This window comes from Bacteroides sp. MSK.20.12 (assembly GCF_019052435.1).
Taxonomy (GTDB): domain Bacteria; phylum Bacteroidota; class Bacteroidia; order Bacteroidales; family Bacteroidaceae; genus Bacteroides; species Bacteroides xylanisolvens.
This window is the reverse complement of the sequence record NZ_JAHQVH010000036.1, coordinates 46,667-63,357: the sequence shown is the minus strand read 5'-3', so window position 1 is coordinate 63,357 and position 16,691 is coordinate 46,667. Positions and strand designations below refer to the sequence as shown.

Genomic DNA, 16,691 nt, shown 5'->3' with positions numbered 1-16,691 from the left:
GTTAACTAACTTAGGTATAACAAACGAAGTTGTCAACTAAATCCAGTACAGTACAGTTTCCAGGCGGGGAACTGGAGTTTCCGGTATTAGAAACTGTAGTTTCCACGGTAGGAAACGAGCGTTTCCAAGGCAGGAAACGACAGTTCCTATGTATGGAAACTGCCGTTTCTCCGTATGGATACCAAAACTATCTTATAGCTTTACATATAGAAACCAAGCGGTTTTCTTTGGTTATATAACGCGTTGCAGATACTTTATCTGCAACGTATCTGCCGCAGGTATCTGCAACGCTTCAACTGTTTGTCAGCTAGCGTATTACGCGCTTTTTGTTGCAGGTGGCAGATACTTCTATGTTTTTTCAACTTTATAGTAGGCAAATGTGGTTCAAGCTAGTTAGTCTTTTATCTTGCGTAACTTCGCCTTTTTGATAAAGAACTTGGCTAATTCTCTTCCTGCTTTGGCATACGTTTCCTGAACGCGATACCCGGAAGTGAAATCGGTACCCCAAAAGTTGTTGGCAGAAGCATTACGGATTCTGATAGAGGCTACTTGCTCACCTGTTTCAATCTTCTTCACTTTGCAGCTTAGGTCGACAGATGCATTCTGACGCATGACACCCACATTCCAACCCGGCTCGGTGAAGTCTGTATTGATTTCGATTCGATATTGAGCGCCTTCCGTACCTGCTGTGATACCAACTTCGCTCATATATTTATCGAAAAGTTCCAAGAACTTTGGCTCAAATCGTTCTTTACGGTCGCCATACCAGGCAGCTTTCCATTGATCTCCTTTGCCCTCTTCTTTTGCATTATATTCGGAGCTTTTTTTATCTACATATTCGCTTTCTGTCAGTTTTCCTACCAGCATTTCATCATAAGAGAAAGTGAATTGTATCACTTGTTGGTCCTTGATGAAGTCGATAATTCCTGAAGTCATAACAATGCTTTGCGCAAATGAAAATGCAGTAATGCAGCTCAATAGTAGAAGTGTTGTGATAGTCTTCTTCATGGTTCGAATTTGATTTATTGTTTATTTGTTTGTTTGTTGTTAAAAGGTACAGACAAACAGTAGATTTAGAATTCAAAACCGAATCTGACTCCTACTCCGTGTAACTCCCATGTATCATCCCAGCTGTCATGATAATAATGACCTCCATAACTGTAACTATAATCAGTTGTGGTGTCATAATCTTGGAAGTTGTACATCAAAGCTAAATTCAAGGCCTTTTTCCCTTTTAAAGAAAAACGTACTCCTACTCCTATCGAAGCATACGCTCCTTCTATGTCTCCTACAGCATATCCGGTTTTTACATCGGCAAAAGGCGTCACTCTTTTGTTGATGAAGTTAGCCCTGAAGTTAGCATAGATTGGCGCTGCAACAAGATCAGCATCCGTATAGTAGTTGAGAGCAACACCACCACCAACGAAGAAATAATTATTGAATTGATAACCGTGTGAGGTTGATAATTCAATTTTGGAGGCATTGTAGTCGCTGACATCACCGATGTATGCAAAGTCAACGAAACCTTTATAGCCTTTTAATGTATTTCTTGCAGCTTTGCGGTTGTTGGCCTCTTTGCGGTAATCTCTTGTGTACCGTTCTTCTTTAGTGATTTTCTCCACATCACTCATCTGACAGATGATGAGGCTGCCATCACTTGTTTTAATTTTTAAGGAAACATTGGGCACTTGCTCAATGATAACTCCTTTGATAATGCTGCCATTCTTTAAATACACTACTTCTGTGTAATTTTGTGCTGCGACATAAGTACTGATACTTAACAGTAAAGTCAGCAATAATAGTAGTTTTCTCATGTTTATATATATTATTGGTTTATAATTTCTTGAGTGCGCTATAAACAGAGCCTGCCCAGTAGTTGCGCAATCCGAAACCACGTGCTTTTCCATCTGTTATCCATTCTTCAATGATCTCCTTTGTTTCAGTATTGAAGAATACGACTTCATACGTACCTCTGGCGTTTGATTTATCCAGGAACTGTGCGATAAATACCATACCTACGCCCGGCGTTTTCTGAATAGGTAATGCTTCGATAGCCGCTTTGATTTGTTCTTTACTAAGGCTATACTCTCTTTTGGTAGTCATCAGTTCCGCCACGTTGATGTTTTCGTTCACTTGATTGACTGCATCCAATGAGATTTCCGTTACCTCTTTTTTCAACTGTTTTCCTACGTTATACTTTTTGGCTTCTGTGATAAACAGCTCATTGATACGTCTGAAAGCATCTTTGAATTGTATCGGTGATTCATCTGCACCGAAAACTTTAGCTTGGGAGTAGTCCACTCCATAGAACTTGATAGACTGGATGTCTTTCAATGCACTCTTGCCTTGTCCAAAACAGAATAGGCTCGTACTTAAGAATAAGAATAGAATAAGTTTTTTCATATACGTTAATGTTAAAGTGATATAGTTGGTTTACTAACTTCCAAAAGTAGAAAATAATTATCGTAAATCAATGAATTTTATTGTTTTTCGACTCATTGGAGGCATTTGAATTTTTGCGATGTATTCTGCCGACTCAAAATTAATGCTTGGAGCCACTCTTACTTTCGAACGGAACAGGTCTTTTATCTCCTTGGCAAAACCTTCGCTACGGTTTTCGCTCCCGATACGGATCAGAATTTCATCCGTTCCCAATTCGTTGGTGTAGACTTCAATGATGTAATTCTTTACCGAAGGAATATTGTCCAGTATGTCGAACAATGCAGGCGGATACAAAGTAGTCCCTTTGTATTTAATCATTTGCCCTTTTCGTCCGAGGATGGAACTAAGGCGAATCGTATTTCTTCCGCAGGCACAAGGTTCGGTATGATGGTAACAAATATCACCTGTCTTGAAGCGGAGCAGCGGCATACCTTCTACTCCAAGCGTCGTGATCGTCACTTCGCCAGCTTCTCCCTCTGCGACAGGACGATTGTTGTCATCCAAAAACTCTACGATGATAAGTTCCGGTTGCAAATGCCCGCCGTGGAATTCGCTACATTCGGTAAAAGACGACTGCATTTCGGTGGAAGCATAGGTGGAATATAGCTGTAAGGCAGGCCATTTGTCATGTATCTTCTGTCCGAGCGTATTTAACTGAAACTCCTGATTGCGCAAAGCCTCACCGATACAGATACATTTCTGCATCGAGCACGCATTATGGTTGATATGATTCTTCTCGGCAAATTCTATCAGTTTGATAAGGAAAGAAGGGACGACCATTCCACAAGTCGGATGAATCCGGCGAATCGTGTCCCATTGCAGTTCGGGGATCCCGTTACCCACACGGATCACTCCCATGCCGAGTTCGCGTGCTCCCATATAATAGGCAAGTCCTGCCATGAAGCGGCGGTCGATGGTAGTCATGAGTTGCAGAATATCCTTTTTACTGCATCCGGTGGTGGTGAAAGACAGGTACTCGTTGTAAGATAAACGGTCCAGATCCTCGGAAGTGAGAACGAAAGTCACCGGATCTCCCAGTGTGCCGGAAGTCGTTACATAGTCGATGATTTGCTCCTTGTCTACACAGATGAAGTCGTCGTTATGAAGTTGCAAGTCTGTCTTGGTGGTGACAGGGATTTGTTGCAGGTCTTCAATCTTCTTTATCTGATTGATGTCAATGTGGTGTTCTTCGAACATTCGTTGGTAGAACTTGGAGTGTGCTTGCAGGTAGGTCAACGTTTGGGTTAACCGTTCTTCCTGATAGCATTTGATCTCTTCCGGTGAGCGGAACTGAATTTCAGGATTCTTTTCCATCTTTGGATTGTTTTTGAATTTTCTGTTGGATACGTTCTTTCTCTTGCAACTTGGGAATCGGTTTCTTTAATGCTTTTTGCCAGTACACAATGGCTTGTTGCGGTTGCTGCATAGCCTCGTAATAATCTCCCATTACTTCATATACATAATATAGAGAAGGATTGGAGGCTTCGTATGTTTTTAAAACATGCTCTTCTATTTTCTCCTTTTTTCTGATCTTCTTCAATAGGAGCGGAGTCAGCTTCTTATAGGTAAGAAGATGCTGGAACTCCGGTGTTTCGGCGAATTCATCTGCCGGAATGGTCAGGTTAGAACTGTATATTTCGTGTTGCAAGTTAATCGTGTCGTTAAATATCTTATTCAGGTCATAAGCTACATACTTTCCACATTGCCAGGGAGAGGTAGATACCCACATCAATCGTTTCTCCGGTTGGAAGATAACGGAATGATGAGCAATAAATTGATTGATAGCCATTTCGTTAGCCAGTCCCAAGTCCGCATCTTGCAAACCTTTGTGGTTGCGCAGGATAGAGGCGGCCTTGGAGGCGTCTATCGGCATATTTTCATTGATGAGTTCTTCCAGTCGTGCAAAACGGTATGGACTGTCCGAAGTACGGATATTTTCCATGTTTCGTTCATCCTTGCTGAATTCCTCCGATTGGTAATGATTGGTGCAGATGAGCCGGTCGGCTTCTTTTCCTTTAAAGAGCACTGTCTTCTCCGGGGATTTCTCAATGATAGCGGCTTTGCCATCTTTGGCAGAACCTATCAATATAGATTCGGAGACGAATGTCTTCCGTTTCTTTGCGATGGCAAAAGCCTCATCAATCGTTGACGCATATTGCAGGATTTCTCTGGTCAGAATGGAAATAGGGGTGGCAGAACCTGTTGGAACAGCGGACTTCGCGGCATTGATCGTGACGGTCAGCCCCGTTTCGTTCATGCCGGATAGTACGCCTATCATACCGGGCCATCCTACGGAAGCGAATTTATAACCTTGATCCGGTGTATAAAAAGCCACTTGTTTATTTTCTGCGAAGGCATCTCCCACATAGAAATCGAAGTTGCGTCCGATCAGTAGAGACGAATCTGCACTTTGAGTTCCCCAAGTGGCAAACGAACTGCATCCTACTAACATATAATCTTGCATGGCATGTCCCAGGTCGTGTGCCGAATGGTAATTCAGCTGACGTTCGTAAGGAGTGCCGATAAAGTCGTATTCATGGGTACACGATAGCGAGATTCCGTAGATCTCGTCGCGGTATTCTTCGAGAACGTTCTCACCCAAATGACGGTTGAATAAAACGATGAAGAACCGGAGGAACTTCAGATAACTGTCTGAAGGAACAATCTCACGAATCTGATCGACAAATACTTTCTCCTGATAATGAAGCAGATCAGAGGACAGTTTGCCGATGGCTTCTCCCCTTTGAAAGGCATCCCCTTTCACAAACAACTCCCACAATCCGCTTTCGCTGTGGCGCAGGAAGTTGCCGTCATAATATCGGAGATCGAGCGTATCGTTGTAGAGCACCTCTGCCGGAACCATGGTGGTAGTACCTGCATGAGACACTTTTGTCATGATGATACTGGGTTCATGTTTCGGTGTCCTCATATCTGCTGAAAAGTAGAGATAACAGACTCCGGCTATCAATATCACAAGGAGCGACCAAAGAACGCAGCTCGTGTACTTGAATATCTTTTTGATTGTTTTATGCATTTCCTACTTTTTTAGCCAGGTATTCTTGTCCCACAAATTCCGCACAAGTGAGCATGGAAGTCAGCGTTACCCCCAGTGCGCCATGCACGTTCAGGTTTTGACCTGTGAGAAAGAGATTACCCAACCGGCTTCGTGTAGACACAAAACCGATTTGCGGACATTTATAATCTTTGATAATTCCGTATGCGGAACCGTCCACCGTTCCGGTATAGTCGCGGTAGCTCAACGGAGTGGTGGTGTGAATCTCTTCTATGTTGTCGGAGAAATCAATGCCATGGCTCCGGATAAAGCGAAGCAGCTGTTCCGTCTTTTCCTTCTTGAAGGACCGGTAGCTTTCTCCCCGATGTTCGGGAGTAGTGTCTTTCCATGCAGACAGTTCGTCCATATACATCGGTGTCAGAATCGAAATAACACTGGCGTATTGACTGTCTTCGGAAGAGGCTTGCATCGAAATCATGCAGTTGGTGGTCCGTCCCGGATAGAGCTGTTTGTCATACCACACTTTATGATCCCCATGCAGATAGAGGTTACGGTTTTGGTATGGAGTGCTCTTCTTTTTCATTACCAGATAAAGTGTGAAGATACCGTATGTGTTTTCGAGCGAACGGATGCGGGAAATGTAGGCGTTCTTGATGCTGCGGTTTTTATCCAGTATCTCCAGGGTTCGTTGAGGGTGCATGTTGGAAATTACATAGTCGCTTTCCAACCGCTCTTCGCCGTTGATGATGACTCCCTGTACTTTTTCGTTTTCAACAATGATGCGGGTGGCTTCGCTGTTGTTAAGTACTGTCCCTCCATTCGCCCGGATCACGTTAATCAATTCCAGGCTGACTTGCATACTGCCGTCCACAAAACGATAAGCTCCTTCGATATAGGAATGGTTAATCATGGCATGTTCGTAGAAGGTGGAGACATCTTTCAAGCCTCCGTAGAGCAAGGCCGAGCCTGCCAGTACATTTTGTAAAGTAGGGTCCGGAGTAATATCCGCAATCAGTCCTGCGGCGGAGGTGCAGAAGTATTTCATTCCTTCCAGGGCAAGTGTGCCCTGTTTCAGATGGTCTACGCTAATCAAGTTACCAACAGTCTGAAGCTGTTCGGCATAACGTTTCAGGTTTTCTTTTTCGTGCGGGAAGGACCGGCAGATCGTTTCGATGAATTGCGGATACCCCATTGCATAATCGTATGTTTTTCCTTTATAGTAGATTGTATCGAAAGCCTCATCGTCCAAACGTTTCAGCTTTAGTTTGTCCATGATGCCGAAATAGCGGAAATACTGATTCATCACTTGACCTTCATCCAGGCTTCCTACATAATGAATGCCTGTATCGAATAAGTGTCCTTTTCGCCGGTAGGTTTGAAAGCATCCGCCGAATTGCGTGTTTTTCTCTACGACGCATACATTGAATCCTTCTTTACTAAGAATCGCTCCACATTCCAGTCCGCCAAGGCCGCTTCCGATAATGATGATATCGTATTTACTCATGTTCGTTCGGTTTTCTGAATATATAAATAGTGTTCGAGGTATATTTGTCATTAGGAATGATTTCTACATTCATTCCGCAGGTGACTGCTATTTCCCGCAGTTGGGTTTCTGTGGTGAAATGCAATTCTCCGGCAGTCCGGTTGAAATTGAAGATACGGGTGGACAGCAGTTCCGTGAACCGGGTCAGCCTATGTTTGGAAGTATTTGCCGAGTTTCCGTCGCGTATAATAATCATTCCCTGCGAACGCAGCCGGTCAGCACATTTCAACAGCAAAGTCCGTTGATGTTCATAGCTCATATAGTGAAGCATATCGTTCAGGATAAAAACATCGCTTTCCGGTAGCGGATATTCCAATGCGTTGCCGTGCCTGAACTGGAGATGTTCGTTGCGTAACCATCCGTGTTGTGCCAAGGCTATTTTATCCTCATCGTAATCAATTCCTAAAATTTCCCGGTCTTCGGAAAGCAGAGACAGCATATAACAGAGCGGACCGTAGCCGCAGCCGATGTCCGTAATTTGCCCTTGAACGGGAATCAGTTGGTTGAACAGCCGGTAGTTTCTTTCCATCTTCACCTTGATACGGATATACCATTCTACGACCGGTCCTTTATAGATATAGTTTTGGATCAGAGCTTCGTAGAAAGCAGGATTGTCCGTCGTGTTCTTTTCCCGGCAGATACGGGCGTAACCTTCCTTCATATAGGCGGATATGCGTTTGGTACGTTCCTGGTAGGTGGTTCCGAAAGAAAGGTCGTCGGCCGGTATACGGGGAAGTATTTCCGTGTAGATGATTCCTTTGCGGATATTGAAAGGCTGTGCCTTTGCAATGATTTTGTTGTTGCCGTAGAGGAGGATCGGAAGAATATCCAGTTGCAATGTTTCTGCCAGGTAGAAAGCTCCTTTGTGGAAACGCTTCATCTTTCCGTTGTAAGTGCGTGTACCTTCGGGGAAGATAGCGATGGAGTAGCCCTCTTTTACTTTTTTCCGCATCCGTTCCATATATTGTTCGTAGCCTTCGCCTATGTAATAGAAATCGACATAGCGGATGATTGCTCCGAAGAAAGGAGAATGCCATACCCAATGGTTGGTTACCATCAGGATTTTAGACGAAAGAGACAGCAATACCAGAATATCGATGAACGACTGGTGGTTGGCGATAATAATTGCCGGATGCTGAAAACGTTCGTTAGCTTTGTTGATATGTTCTTTTTTGACGGCAGTGGCTAACAACAGAATCCCTTTACAAGTGATTTGTATCAGTCGGCATACCAAACGTTGCTTGCTGCTTTTCCGCACAGGCACCAGATAAAGGACAGCGATCAGTACACGGAGGAAGATACAACCGATAAAGAAAAGCAGGAAGAGCAACACGGTTCGTATCAACCCGATAAGCGTATAAGGCGGCAATCCTTTGGAAGCGGGTCCTGCAATGAAGAACCGGAAAATGAGTGGCTGAATGGTATAGGCAACCAACACCACTGCTATCATGCCGAGAATGGAAATCAATGAAATGGATTGCAAAGCCGGATGCTTGGCAAAAACAAGTGCTCCCATGCCGACAACTGTGGTGAAAGCAGAGAAGAAGATGGCTGTTTTGTGAGAATTCAGTACCTTCTGACCTGTACGATATTTGTTTTGTAACCCGTCCATAATGAAGATACTGAAATCGTCTCCAATGCCAAAGATAAAGGTGGACAGGATGATGTTGATGATGTTGAATTCAATTCCCAAAATTCCCATCAATCCCAAGATGATTACCCAGCTGACCAGCATCGGGAGAAAACTCATCAAGGTAAGTTCGATACGTCCGTATGAGAACCATAATGCGAAGAATATCAGGAAAGAAGAGATATACAGAATCAGGTAAAAGTCGTCATTGATGGCAGATACCCATTTATTGGCAAAGTAGGAACGGTCGAAGATGACTACATCCTGGGCTTTGCTGAAGTTCTGATACACGGTTTCCTTATTCTGGTCGCTAATCCGTATCTGGCTGATAAGCATGGTGATGGAATCGGCAGAAGTTTGCCATTCGTTCAGTAGCTTGCCGGATATATCGTCTTCTTGTGCGGTGTAGTGATATTCACCGAAAGGTTGGTTCAACCATTGATAAAAGGGATCGAAGCTTCCCGGGCGGAAACGGTATTCAGCGGCAGCTGTTTCCAGTTGTTCACGGATTTGCTGTTGTTTTTCATCTGTCCAGTAGTCTTTCCATCTTTTCAGGCGTAGCTGTTGCTCTTGTGGCGAGATCAGAAATTGTGAGGCGGAAGCATAGTCTTTAATCAGTCCCTGATCTTTCAGTGCCGATAACTTCTGATTGGTTATTGCATAAGTTTCGGTAGCCTGATTCATGTCTTTGCCTACGCTGACAAAAAGCACTGTCTTTTCGTCGCTGTCGAAGAGCTGCATTAATTTCTCTTCCGATTGTTTGAGATGTTGAGGTTCATAATTGAGGCTCATCATGTCGTTGTTGAAGCCGACCTTTTGTGAGGTAAACAAACAGATAACTGTAATGAGGAGAATACCGCCTACCAACCATTTATTCTTTTCGTAAGAATATGCGTTTATTTTCTCGATGATGCGTAATATACATCCCTGTTTGACGTCTGCCTGTCCTTTCAGGAAATGAGGCAGGTAAATGAGGCAGAAAAGAGTAGTACCCACCAATGCCAGGGAAGCAAACAACCCGAAATCGCGTAACAGATCGGAACTGGTGAATATCAATCCCATAAATGCGCCGATAGTGGTGAAACTACCTACTGTAAGCGGATAGGCTATCTCTTTAATCAGTTGTTGCACGGTGGAAACATGGTTCTGATGTGCCAACATGTGGATGGAATAGCTTAGTGCAATACCCATCACTGCCGAACCGGCTCCCACAGCAATGGCCGAGATACTTCCTTTGATAAAGAAAATCAGAAACAGGGCGAACAATCCTCCGAAGAGTACCGGAGTAATAATCAATGGTATCGATCGCTTCCGTTTAAACACGAGTGAGATAAATATTATGATGATAAGCAGTGCCAGTGAGGAAGTCAGAATCGTGTCTTTCTTGATCTGACGGGCGTTGTAGACTCCCACGGAGGGACCGCCGAAATATTCGGCTCGAATGGTAGGAGATTCTTCCTGTACGTGTTGGAGTTCTTCTTCGAGTATTTTTATCAGTTCGTCATTCTTTCCGGTACTGCCTGTGCTGAATACCGGGGTAATGAACATAAGCAAGGTGGAACCGTCTTTGGAAAAGATGTGTTCGTCATAAATCTCGTAGTTGGCTTCCAACTGGAAATCCTGCAGATGTTTCAGGGCTTCACTTCCCAGTCCGAGCGGATCCCGGAGAATATAACTTCTTAATGCGATTCCGGCAGGAGAGAGGAGATTGGTATAGTTCTTCTGCATGATAGCTTGTATACCTTTCTCTGTCAATAGGGAATCGAATCGTTGATAATCCGTATCTGTCAGGAAAAGCGGGAGATGCTCGTAGACAAAGTCTGTGGCTCCTCCGATGAGGCTTTGGTCTATCTGTGCGAAAATTCCCTTAATCAGGGTTCCTCCGGCTTTTTCAGTCAGGGTTTGTTGCAGTTGTCCGGCAGCTTCTATCAGGGAATCAGGTTCTACCCGGTGACATGTATCTGCCGAGGATAGCATAATGATAATCTTATCCTTGATTTTGAGATTGTCGAATACCTTGATTGTGTTTTGGGAGTCTTTGGTGTCGGGGAAGAATTGTGTGATGTTCTCTTCGAACCTTACTTGCAGGGCAAAGAACCCCATCAACAGGACACAACTGATGAGTGACAAATAGAACAGAATCTTGTGCCTCTCAAAATAATCATATAGTCCGATAAAAAACTGGGTCATATCTTTTTTTTCCTACACGCCGTGAGCAGAATGAACGCGATGGTTCCTGCCAGTATGCTGCATACGACTGCAAAGATAACACTTCCTATTAAATATTGCTCTATGACTGATTTTACATTTTCAAAAGAAAGTTCGTTTAAGTGCAGGTTTACAGGTTCTCCCAGTACTTTACAGCCGGTTACATAACTTCCGTACAGTAAAAATGGTATCATCGGAGGGATGCTGATGTTGGCTGCTACAATAGCTATGACTTTGTTTAATCGGAACAAATGTGCCAAAAACAACGTAATCAGCATTTGATATCCCCATGCCGGAACGATGCCCATAAATACGCCGAGCATGATGGCTGCTGTAATCCGCAGGTTAGATTCGGGGGAGTGGGTGATGTGATTGGAGAAAAACTGCTTGCAATTCTTCCAGGTCAGTTTACGAAAGAAGTTCCGTGGTACGATCCAAAGGAAAGTGACGAGTACCAGTATCGTATTCAGAATACTGATACGGGTGAAATCACGGAACGGGCGGAAATGAGAAACCCGTTCTTCCTGTGGCGGATAATAAACGTGTACCGGAATGTTTTTTACGGGATTGCCTCCCCATGCTGCAAAAACAAGTGCTTCCAGTTCGAACTCATATTTGGCAGTGTAATACCACTTGTCCACATTCATTCGTTGGATAGGGTAGAGGCGGTAGCCGGATTGCGTATCTTGTAGTTTGATACCGGTTTCGAGGGTGAACCAAAAGTTGGAAAACTTATTAGCAAAGGTGTTCTTTCCCGGCATATTGTCCGAGGCCAGATTACGGGAGCCTACCAGTAACGTGTCCGGTTCCTTTTCTATGGCTTCAATCAATACGGGAATGTCCGAAGCGAAATGCTGTCCGTCGGAATCAATGGTGATGGCATATCGGAATCCTTGCTTCTTTGCGAAAGATAATCCATGTTTCAAAGCTACCCCTTTTCCTTGATTGACAGGGTGGGTGATGATGTGAAGATTAGCTTCCTGATTCAGTATTTCAGGTGTTTCATCCGTTGAACCGTCATTGACAACAAGGATTTCCGGGGCATAAAGACGTACACTTGCTATGACTTCTGCCAGTGTCTTGCCATTGTTGTAACTCGGGATGATGACGATGATCCCTAATTGTTTCAACTTTTCGTGCCAATAGGCTGTACTTGTTTGCTCCTTCATGCTTTTGGGGTAAGTGCAGCTTTTAGTTTAATGAAACATTCGTCTTTTATATTTTCTTCCTTTATAATGCTTTCTTTTCCTGTGTTCTCCTTTACAATTTCTTCTTTTGCAATATCCTCTTTCACAATGCTTTTATTTACGGTATTTCCCTTTATAGTACCTTCCGCCTGTAACTGGAACTTGCCTTCTTCTGTCTCTTTGAGAATCAGTACGATTGCTATCCGAGGCGTTTCTATAGGATTGATAGCCGAAAGAAATTTGCAGGAAGATACTTGTGTTATTTGCAACTTTTGCTGACGAATATTTTCTGCACATTCCTTGATAAGTTGCAATAGACAAACTCCGGGAACTACCGGATGTTCAGGAAAATGTCCCTGATAAACAGTGTGGGCAGGATTCAACTCTATCTGAATAGTCCAGGTGGTTGAATCCGATGACTCGGAGGAAAGGATAGTATAGAAGTTATCAAGTAGCATATATTAAATTTCTTTAGATAGTTTATCCAGACGGATCGTTAACCGTATCCACGGATGTTTGATTTTTATTTGTGCCGGTTCACCCGGAGTGTCGCCGGTAATGTAGACCACTGATTTTCCAAAGCCTTTTCCACTGGTTCTTTTTTGGGTAGCATTGTCTTTGGTGGCTTTCACACGGACGTCTTTTCCATTTAAGAACAAACGCCTGAAATCCATCTCTAACAGTTTCAATACCTTTTCTTTTTTCATGGGTTCAATGCAGCTGTTGACATTAAATTGATCATCGCGAAGAGAAAAATCGAAAAGGCTTAATCCGAAGTAGGTAGACGCCACGATCCGGATTTCGTTATCAGGCATACGGCGTACTATCAGCATACCACTCATGTGATGTTTCATGAAATCCAGTTGGATATTGTATTTTTGTGATTCTTCCCCTTGTGTCAGTTCGATAACAGGAGGCACAGTACTGCCTTCCCCGCTTATTCGTGGAGAGCAGGACGTTTGAACCTGTATTCCTAAGAATAACAGAACCGTCAGGCTAATGAATCGCAAACTTCGTCTCATTCTTCAGAGAGTTGAACTTTTTATTATAGAATTCGTATTCTGTGTAGTTTGTAGCTGTTTCGGACAGACGGAGTTTGTGCACCGACATATCTTTCTTGTCCAAATAAATTTCGATACCGGCAATATAGGCTTGTACTGCTTTGTTAGTCGGCTTAATTTTAACCAAATAATATCGTGCGTCTTCAAAATATTCTAGCTGGTAGTTGGATGACATCTTAGACAGGTCGCCTATCATACACGCAGTTAGCATATCCTGCATCTGTGCCATCATTTTGTTCGAACTTAGGTTCATAATACTTTTCTTGCCATCCGATACAATTTTGAGTTTACTGCCATTTATCACGATGAGATAATCCATCGGGCGGAAGTATTCCATACAGATTTTATTGCTTTTTTGGTAGTAGAACTTCCCTTTGGAAGTAACCTTTTCGTCGAATACATCGAGATATTTCACTTGGGTAAAATCGCTTTCGATAGACTCTACGGTTTGTGCCTCCTTTGCCAAGCGGTTTTCAAACTCGGTCTTTTGCACCATCTTTTTCATGCTCTGTGCATGGACGGTGGCGATAGACAAGAAGAAAAGCGATAAGTATAGTAATAAAGTTCTCATACATTTTTATTTTATGCCAATAGTTTATCCGGACGGACAACGGTATATCCTTGTTCTTTCAGCAAATCCAGTATTTGTTTCACTAACTGGTCGCTGCCGGGCATCCGGTCGTGCAACAGAATGATGGCTCCCGGTTCAAGACGTTTCCGAATCCTGGCAAGTATTTTGTCCGGAGCTGACTGTTGCGTATCTAATGTACGGATGCTCCATCCGATCGAGGTATATCCTAACTGTCGGACAGCTTTCGCAATCGTAGGATTAGTGACACCGAATGGCGGACGAAACAAAGTAACCGGCTGCGAAGTTACTCGTTCTAGTTCACACTGACAAGTTTGCAGGTCTTTTTTCATTTTAGAGAGTCCATATAGTGGAAATAAACCGGAATGACTATATGAATGATTCCCAATTAGATGACCTTCTGTTACCATACTTTTCAATAAGGCTTCATTTCCTTTTATCTTGTGTCCGATACAGAAAAAACAGGCAGTTGCCTGATATTCTTTTAGTACCTCCAATACTTTGGGCGTTTGAATGGGATCGGGACCGTCGTCAAAAGTTAGGACGACAACTTTTTCCGTAGTACGTTTTTTGCAAAACGATCGTAGATAAATTCCCGACTGAATGCTATAGGAAGCATAAACGAGAAAGGACAGTATCAAGAATAAACATAGAAGGAGGCAAACAATCATCATACGCTTTTCCGAATTAGAATCAATGAGTGATTGATGGAGTGGTGATGATTATAAATCAATATATTGGTAGGGGTAGTGCAGTTTATTGATGTCTTTACTGCTTTCCATACGGCATACGATGAGGCGGTAGGATATTCTCCACATTCGTCCTTAAAACTAAGATGAATACTTTCCGGGAAAAGGTTGGTTTCAAGCTCTTCATAGATAGAGTTAGTGATTTGCTCGTGGTAATCACCTTGAAGGGATTGTTTTTTGTTCTTTCCGGTAACTAACCATTGAATATCCTGACACTCTAATCCGTTTCGTTGTAAAAAACGAATAATTCGGGAACTGATTTCTTCTGTCGTATGTTGTCCCGTGAAAGTTTCAAGTCCTCGTATTTCTGCTAACGGATGCTCTCCGGCTTCCCGGCTTAATAGGAAGAATTGAGCGCCTTCTCCGGCTTCTATTCCTTTCAGCAGGCCCAGTCGTTGCTGAATGATGTAACTGGTTTCTGTCATTTCGTCCATGGCTCCCACCAGTATATTCTCGCTTCCTTCTTCTATTTTCATCATGGCATCCAGCAAAGCGCTTTCAAAACTTAGTCCCCGGTGAACATAAGTCATGTTATAGGTGTGTATTTGATGAATTAAAGCTATTTGTGCACCAATTGTATTGAATGTCGACTGAATAAAAGGAGTAGGATTCAGCATCCGCTCTTCATTATCTAACAGGTTGTTCAGAAACTTTTCCGTATCAACCAGGCAGCCCAACCCTGTGGCTGTGATAATTCCCCCTATCTTCTCGGGAGATAGTTCGCCCATACATTCCAATCCGCAAGCTACTCCCATTTTGACAATACGGCTCATGCGCCTGCGCAAAGTTGCATTGGCAATAATATCCTTATAATCGGGTTCACAAGCCTGAAGAAAAGGACGGTTTGCTGAAACATCGGGCGAATCATTTACTTTCGGATTATTTCCTTGTGAATGATTTCCTTGTGGATGGATAGAAGCGATGCGTTGAATATAAACTGGCTGCATAGGCTCAAAAACTTAAAGGTTCGTTCGTTTTGGAAAATTCGTTGCGGAAAAGAGGAGCGACGAGTCGTTTCCCCCAAAGCCGAAAGAATTGGATAATACATGGCGGATCGGCAATCCTTCCTGGAAAGACGTTTCCGGTATCAATCCTGTTTCTGATTTTACTCCTGTTTCTGACATCAGCTCTGTTTCCGGCATAGCCTCCGTGAAATTCAGATTCGGATAAATCATGCCTTTATCTATGGAAAGAACGGAATAAACAGCTTCAATTCCTTCGGAAGCTCCTAAGGTGTGTCCGATAAAAGCTTTTACCGAACTAAACGGTGGAACATGTTCTCCGAAGATTCTTCGCAGTGCCATACCTTCCGACGCATCATTGCCGGGAGTACCTGTTCCATGTACGTTGATATAATCAATATCTTCAGGAGAAATACCACTGGAAGCGATGGCTTCGCTCATTGATAGAAAGGCGCCATCTCCTTCGGGAGAACTTCCTGTTTGATGATACGCTTCATTTGTATTAGCATAACCGCTTAGTTCACAGTAAGGAATTCTCTGCAGTGAACTTTCTGATTGAAGCACTAAATAACCTGCGCCTTCTCCCAAATTTAATCCGTTACGCGAACGGTCAAAAGGACGACAATGTATTTTGTCCAAGATCATGAGAGAGTTGAACCCATTAAGCGTAAACTGGCAAAGTGCATCCGTACCTCCGACGATAGCAGCATCCAGTTGTCCGTGTTTTATCAGTCTCGCTCCCAACATAATAGCATTGGCTGCCGATGAACAGGCTGTACTGATGGTGGTTATAAAATCATTGATACCTAAATACGAAGCTATTAATTCAGTGCTGGCTCCACAGTCGTGTGAAATCACTTCCCGCAATCGTCCCTGTTTCGGGTTTTTCTTGAACGATTCATAGAAACGCTCGCTTAAATCCATACCGCCGACAGAAGTGGCGGAAATAAAACCAATACGTAACGGTTGCTGGTCTTTTTGCGAGGTTATTGACTGGTTCGGTAATTGATTTTTTGGCTGATTGGATGATATACGCAAGTTTAGTCCTGCATCTTCCATCGCTTCTTTGGCGGCTATCATGCCTAGCAATGCTGTGCGTGATACTGTACGCTGCGGAGGTAAAGATAATAGTTGTTTAAGTTCTTCATTGCTACGTTTCACTTCAGATACGGGTACATCGAGAGCAGTCGGGAAAAGAGTTACCTTTCCGATGCCATGCTTCCCTTGTTGTAGTGCCTCTATATTTTCGGAAACTCCGATGCCGATGCCCGAAACAACTCCCAATCCGGTGACGTAAATCTTCATAA

14 protein-coding genes are annotated in these 16,691 nt (G+C 43.3%); all 14 read right to left on the bottom strand.

Going from position 1 to position 16,691, the window contains the following annotated elements; genetic code table 11:
- Positions 1 to 393 precede the first annotated feature (393 nt).
- On the bottom strand, positions 394 to 1,008 hold the full coding sequence (locus KTR06_RS17480) for a hypothetical protein (RefSeq protein ID WP_217290622.1): 615 nt from the start codon (positions 1,006 to 1,008) through the stop codon (positions 394 to 396).
- Between the two features lie 65 nt (positions 1,009 to 1,073).
- The gene (locus KTR06_RS17475) at positions 1,074 to 1,814 is read right to left on the bottom strand and encodes a hypothetical protein (RefSeq protein WP_138293810.1); all 741 of its coding nucleotides are present in this window, start codon (positions 1,812 to 1,814) and stop codon (positions 1,074 to 1,076) included.
- 19 nt (positions 1,815 to 1,833) lie between these two features.
- Positions 1,834 to 2,403 carry a hypothetical protein gene (locus KTR06_RS17470; protein WP_138293809.1) on the bottom strand — a complete coding sequence of 190 codons (570 nt, stop codon included), beginning with the start codon at positions 2,401 to 2,403 and terminating at the stop codon, positions 1,834 to 1,836.
- 57 nt (positions 2,404 to 2,460) lie between these two features.
- The gene (locus tag KTR06_RS17465; RefSeq protein WP_217290621.1) at positions 2,461 to 3,756 is read right to left on the bottom strand and encodes a phenylacetate--CoA ligase family protein; all 1,296 of its coding nucleotides are present in this window, start codon (positions 3,754 to 3,756) and stop codon (positions 2,461 to 2,463) included.
- The gene (locus KTR06_RS17460) at positions 3,740 to 5,476 is read right to left on the bottom strand and encodes a C45 family peptidase (protein WP_217290620.1); all 1,737 of its coding nucleotides are present in this window, start codon (positions 5,474 to 5,476) and stop codon (positions 3,740 to 3,742) included. Before KTR06_RS17460 ends, KTR06_RS17465 begins: the two co-directional genes overlap by 17 nt.
- Entirely contained in the window at positions 5,469 to 6,959 is a 1,491-nt protein-coding gene (locus tag KTR06_RS17455) for an NAD(P)/FAD-dependent oxidoreductase (RefSeq protein ID WP_229037603.1), read from the bottom strand. The genes KTR06_RS17460 and KTR06_RS17455 overlap by 8 nt, the downstream gene beginning before the upstream one ends.
- The gene (locus KTR06_RS17450; RefSeq protein WP_217290619.1) at positions 6,952 to 10,818 is read right to left on the bottom strand and encodes a 1-acyl-sn-glycerol-3-phosphate acyltransferase; all 3,867 of its coding nucleotides are present in this window, start codon (positions 10,816 to 10,818) and stop codon (positions 6,952 to 6,954) included. The genes KTR06_RS17455 and KTR06_RS17450 overlap by 8 nt, the downstream gene beginning before the upstream one ends.
- Positions 10,815 to 12,005, bottom strand: a complete 1,191-nt coding sequence (locus KTR06_RS17445) for a DUF2062 domain-containing protein (protein ID WP_120144506.1) — start codon at positions 12,003 to 12,005, stop codon at positions 10,815 to 10,817. Before KTR06_RS17445 ends, KTR06_RS17450 begins: the two co-directional genes overlap by 4 nt.
- Positions 12,002 to 12,481, bottom strand: a complete 480-nt coding sequence (locus KTR06_RS17440) for a 3-hydroxylacyl-ACP dehydratase (protein WP_120144507.1) — start codon at positions 12,479 to 12,481, stop codon at positions 12,002 to 12,004. Before KTR06_RS17440 ends, KTR06_RS17445 begins: the two co-directional genes overlap by 4 nt.
- A gap of 3 nt (positions 12,482 to 12,484) precedes the next feature.
- Positions 12,485 to 13,045, bottom strand: coding sequence for a hypothetical protein (locus KTR06_RS17435; RefSeq protein ID WP_120144508.1), 561 nt, complete (start codon positions 13,043 to 13,045; stop codon positions 12,485 to 12,487).
- On the bottom strand, positions 13,020 to 13,655 hold the full coding sequence (locus KTR06_RS17430; protein WP_120144509.1) for an outer membrane lipoprotein carrier protein LolA: 636 nt from the start codon (positions 13,653 to 13,655) through the stop codon (positions 13,020 to 13,022). Before KTR06_RS17430 ends, KTR06_RS17435 begins: the two co-directional genes overlap by 26 nt.
- A gap of 11 nt (positions 13,656 to 13,666) precedes the next feature.
- Positions 13,667 to 14,347: a polysaccharide deacetylase family protein gene (locus tag KTR06_RS17425; protein ID WP_120144510.1), complete on the bottom strand. Its 681-nt coding sequence runs from the start codon at positions 14,345 to 14,347 to the stop codon at positions 13,667 to 13,669.
- Positions 14,344 to 15,369, bottom strand: coding sequence for a beta-ketoacyl synthase chain length factor (locus tag KTR06_RS17420; RefSeq protein WP_120144511.1), 1,026 nt, complete (start codon positions 15,367 to 15,369; stop codon positions 14,344 to 14,346). The genes KTR06_RS17425 and KTR06_RS17420 overlap by 4 nt, the downstream gene beginning before the upstream one ends.
- Before the next feature lie 12 nt (positions 15,370 to 15,381).
- Positions 15,382 to 16,689 carry a beta-ketoacyl-[acyl-carrier-protein] synthase family protein gene (locus tag KTR06_RS17415; RefSeq protein WP_120144512.1) on the bottom strand — a complete coding sequence of 436 codons (1,308 nt, stop codon included), beginning with the start codon at positions 16,687 to 16,689 and terminating at the stop codon, positions 15,382 to 15,384.
- Positions 16,690 to 16,691 lie beyond the last annotated feature (2 nt).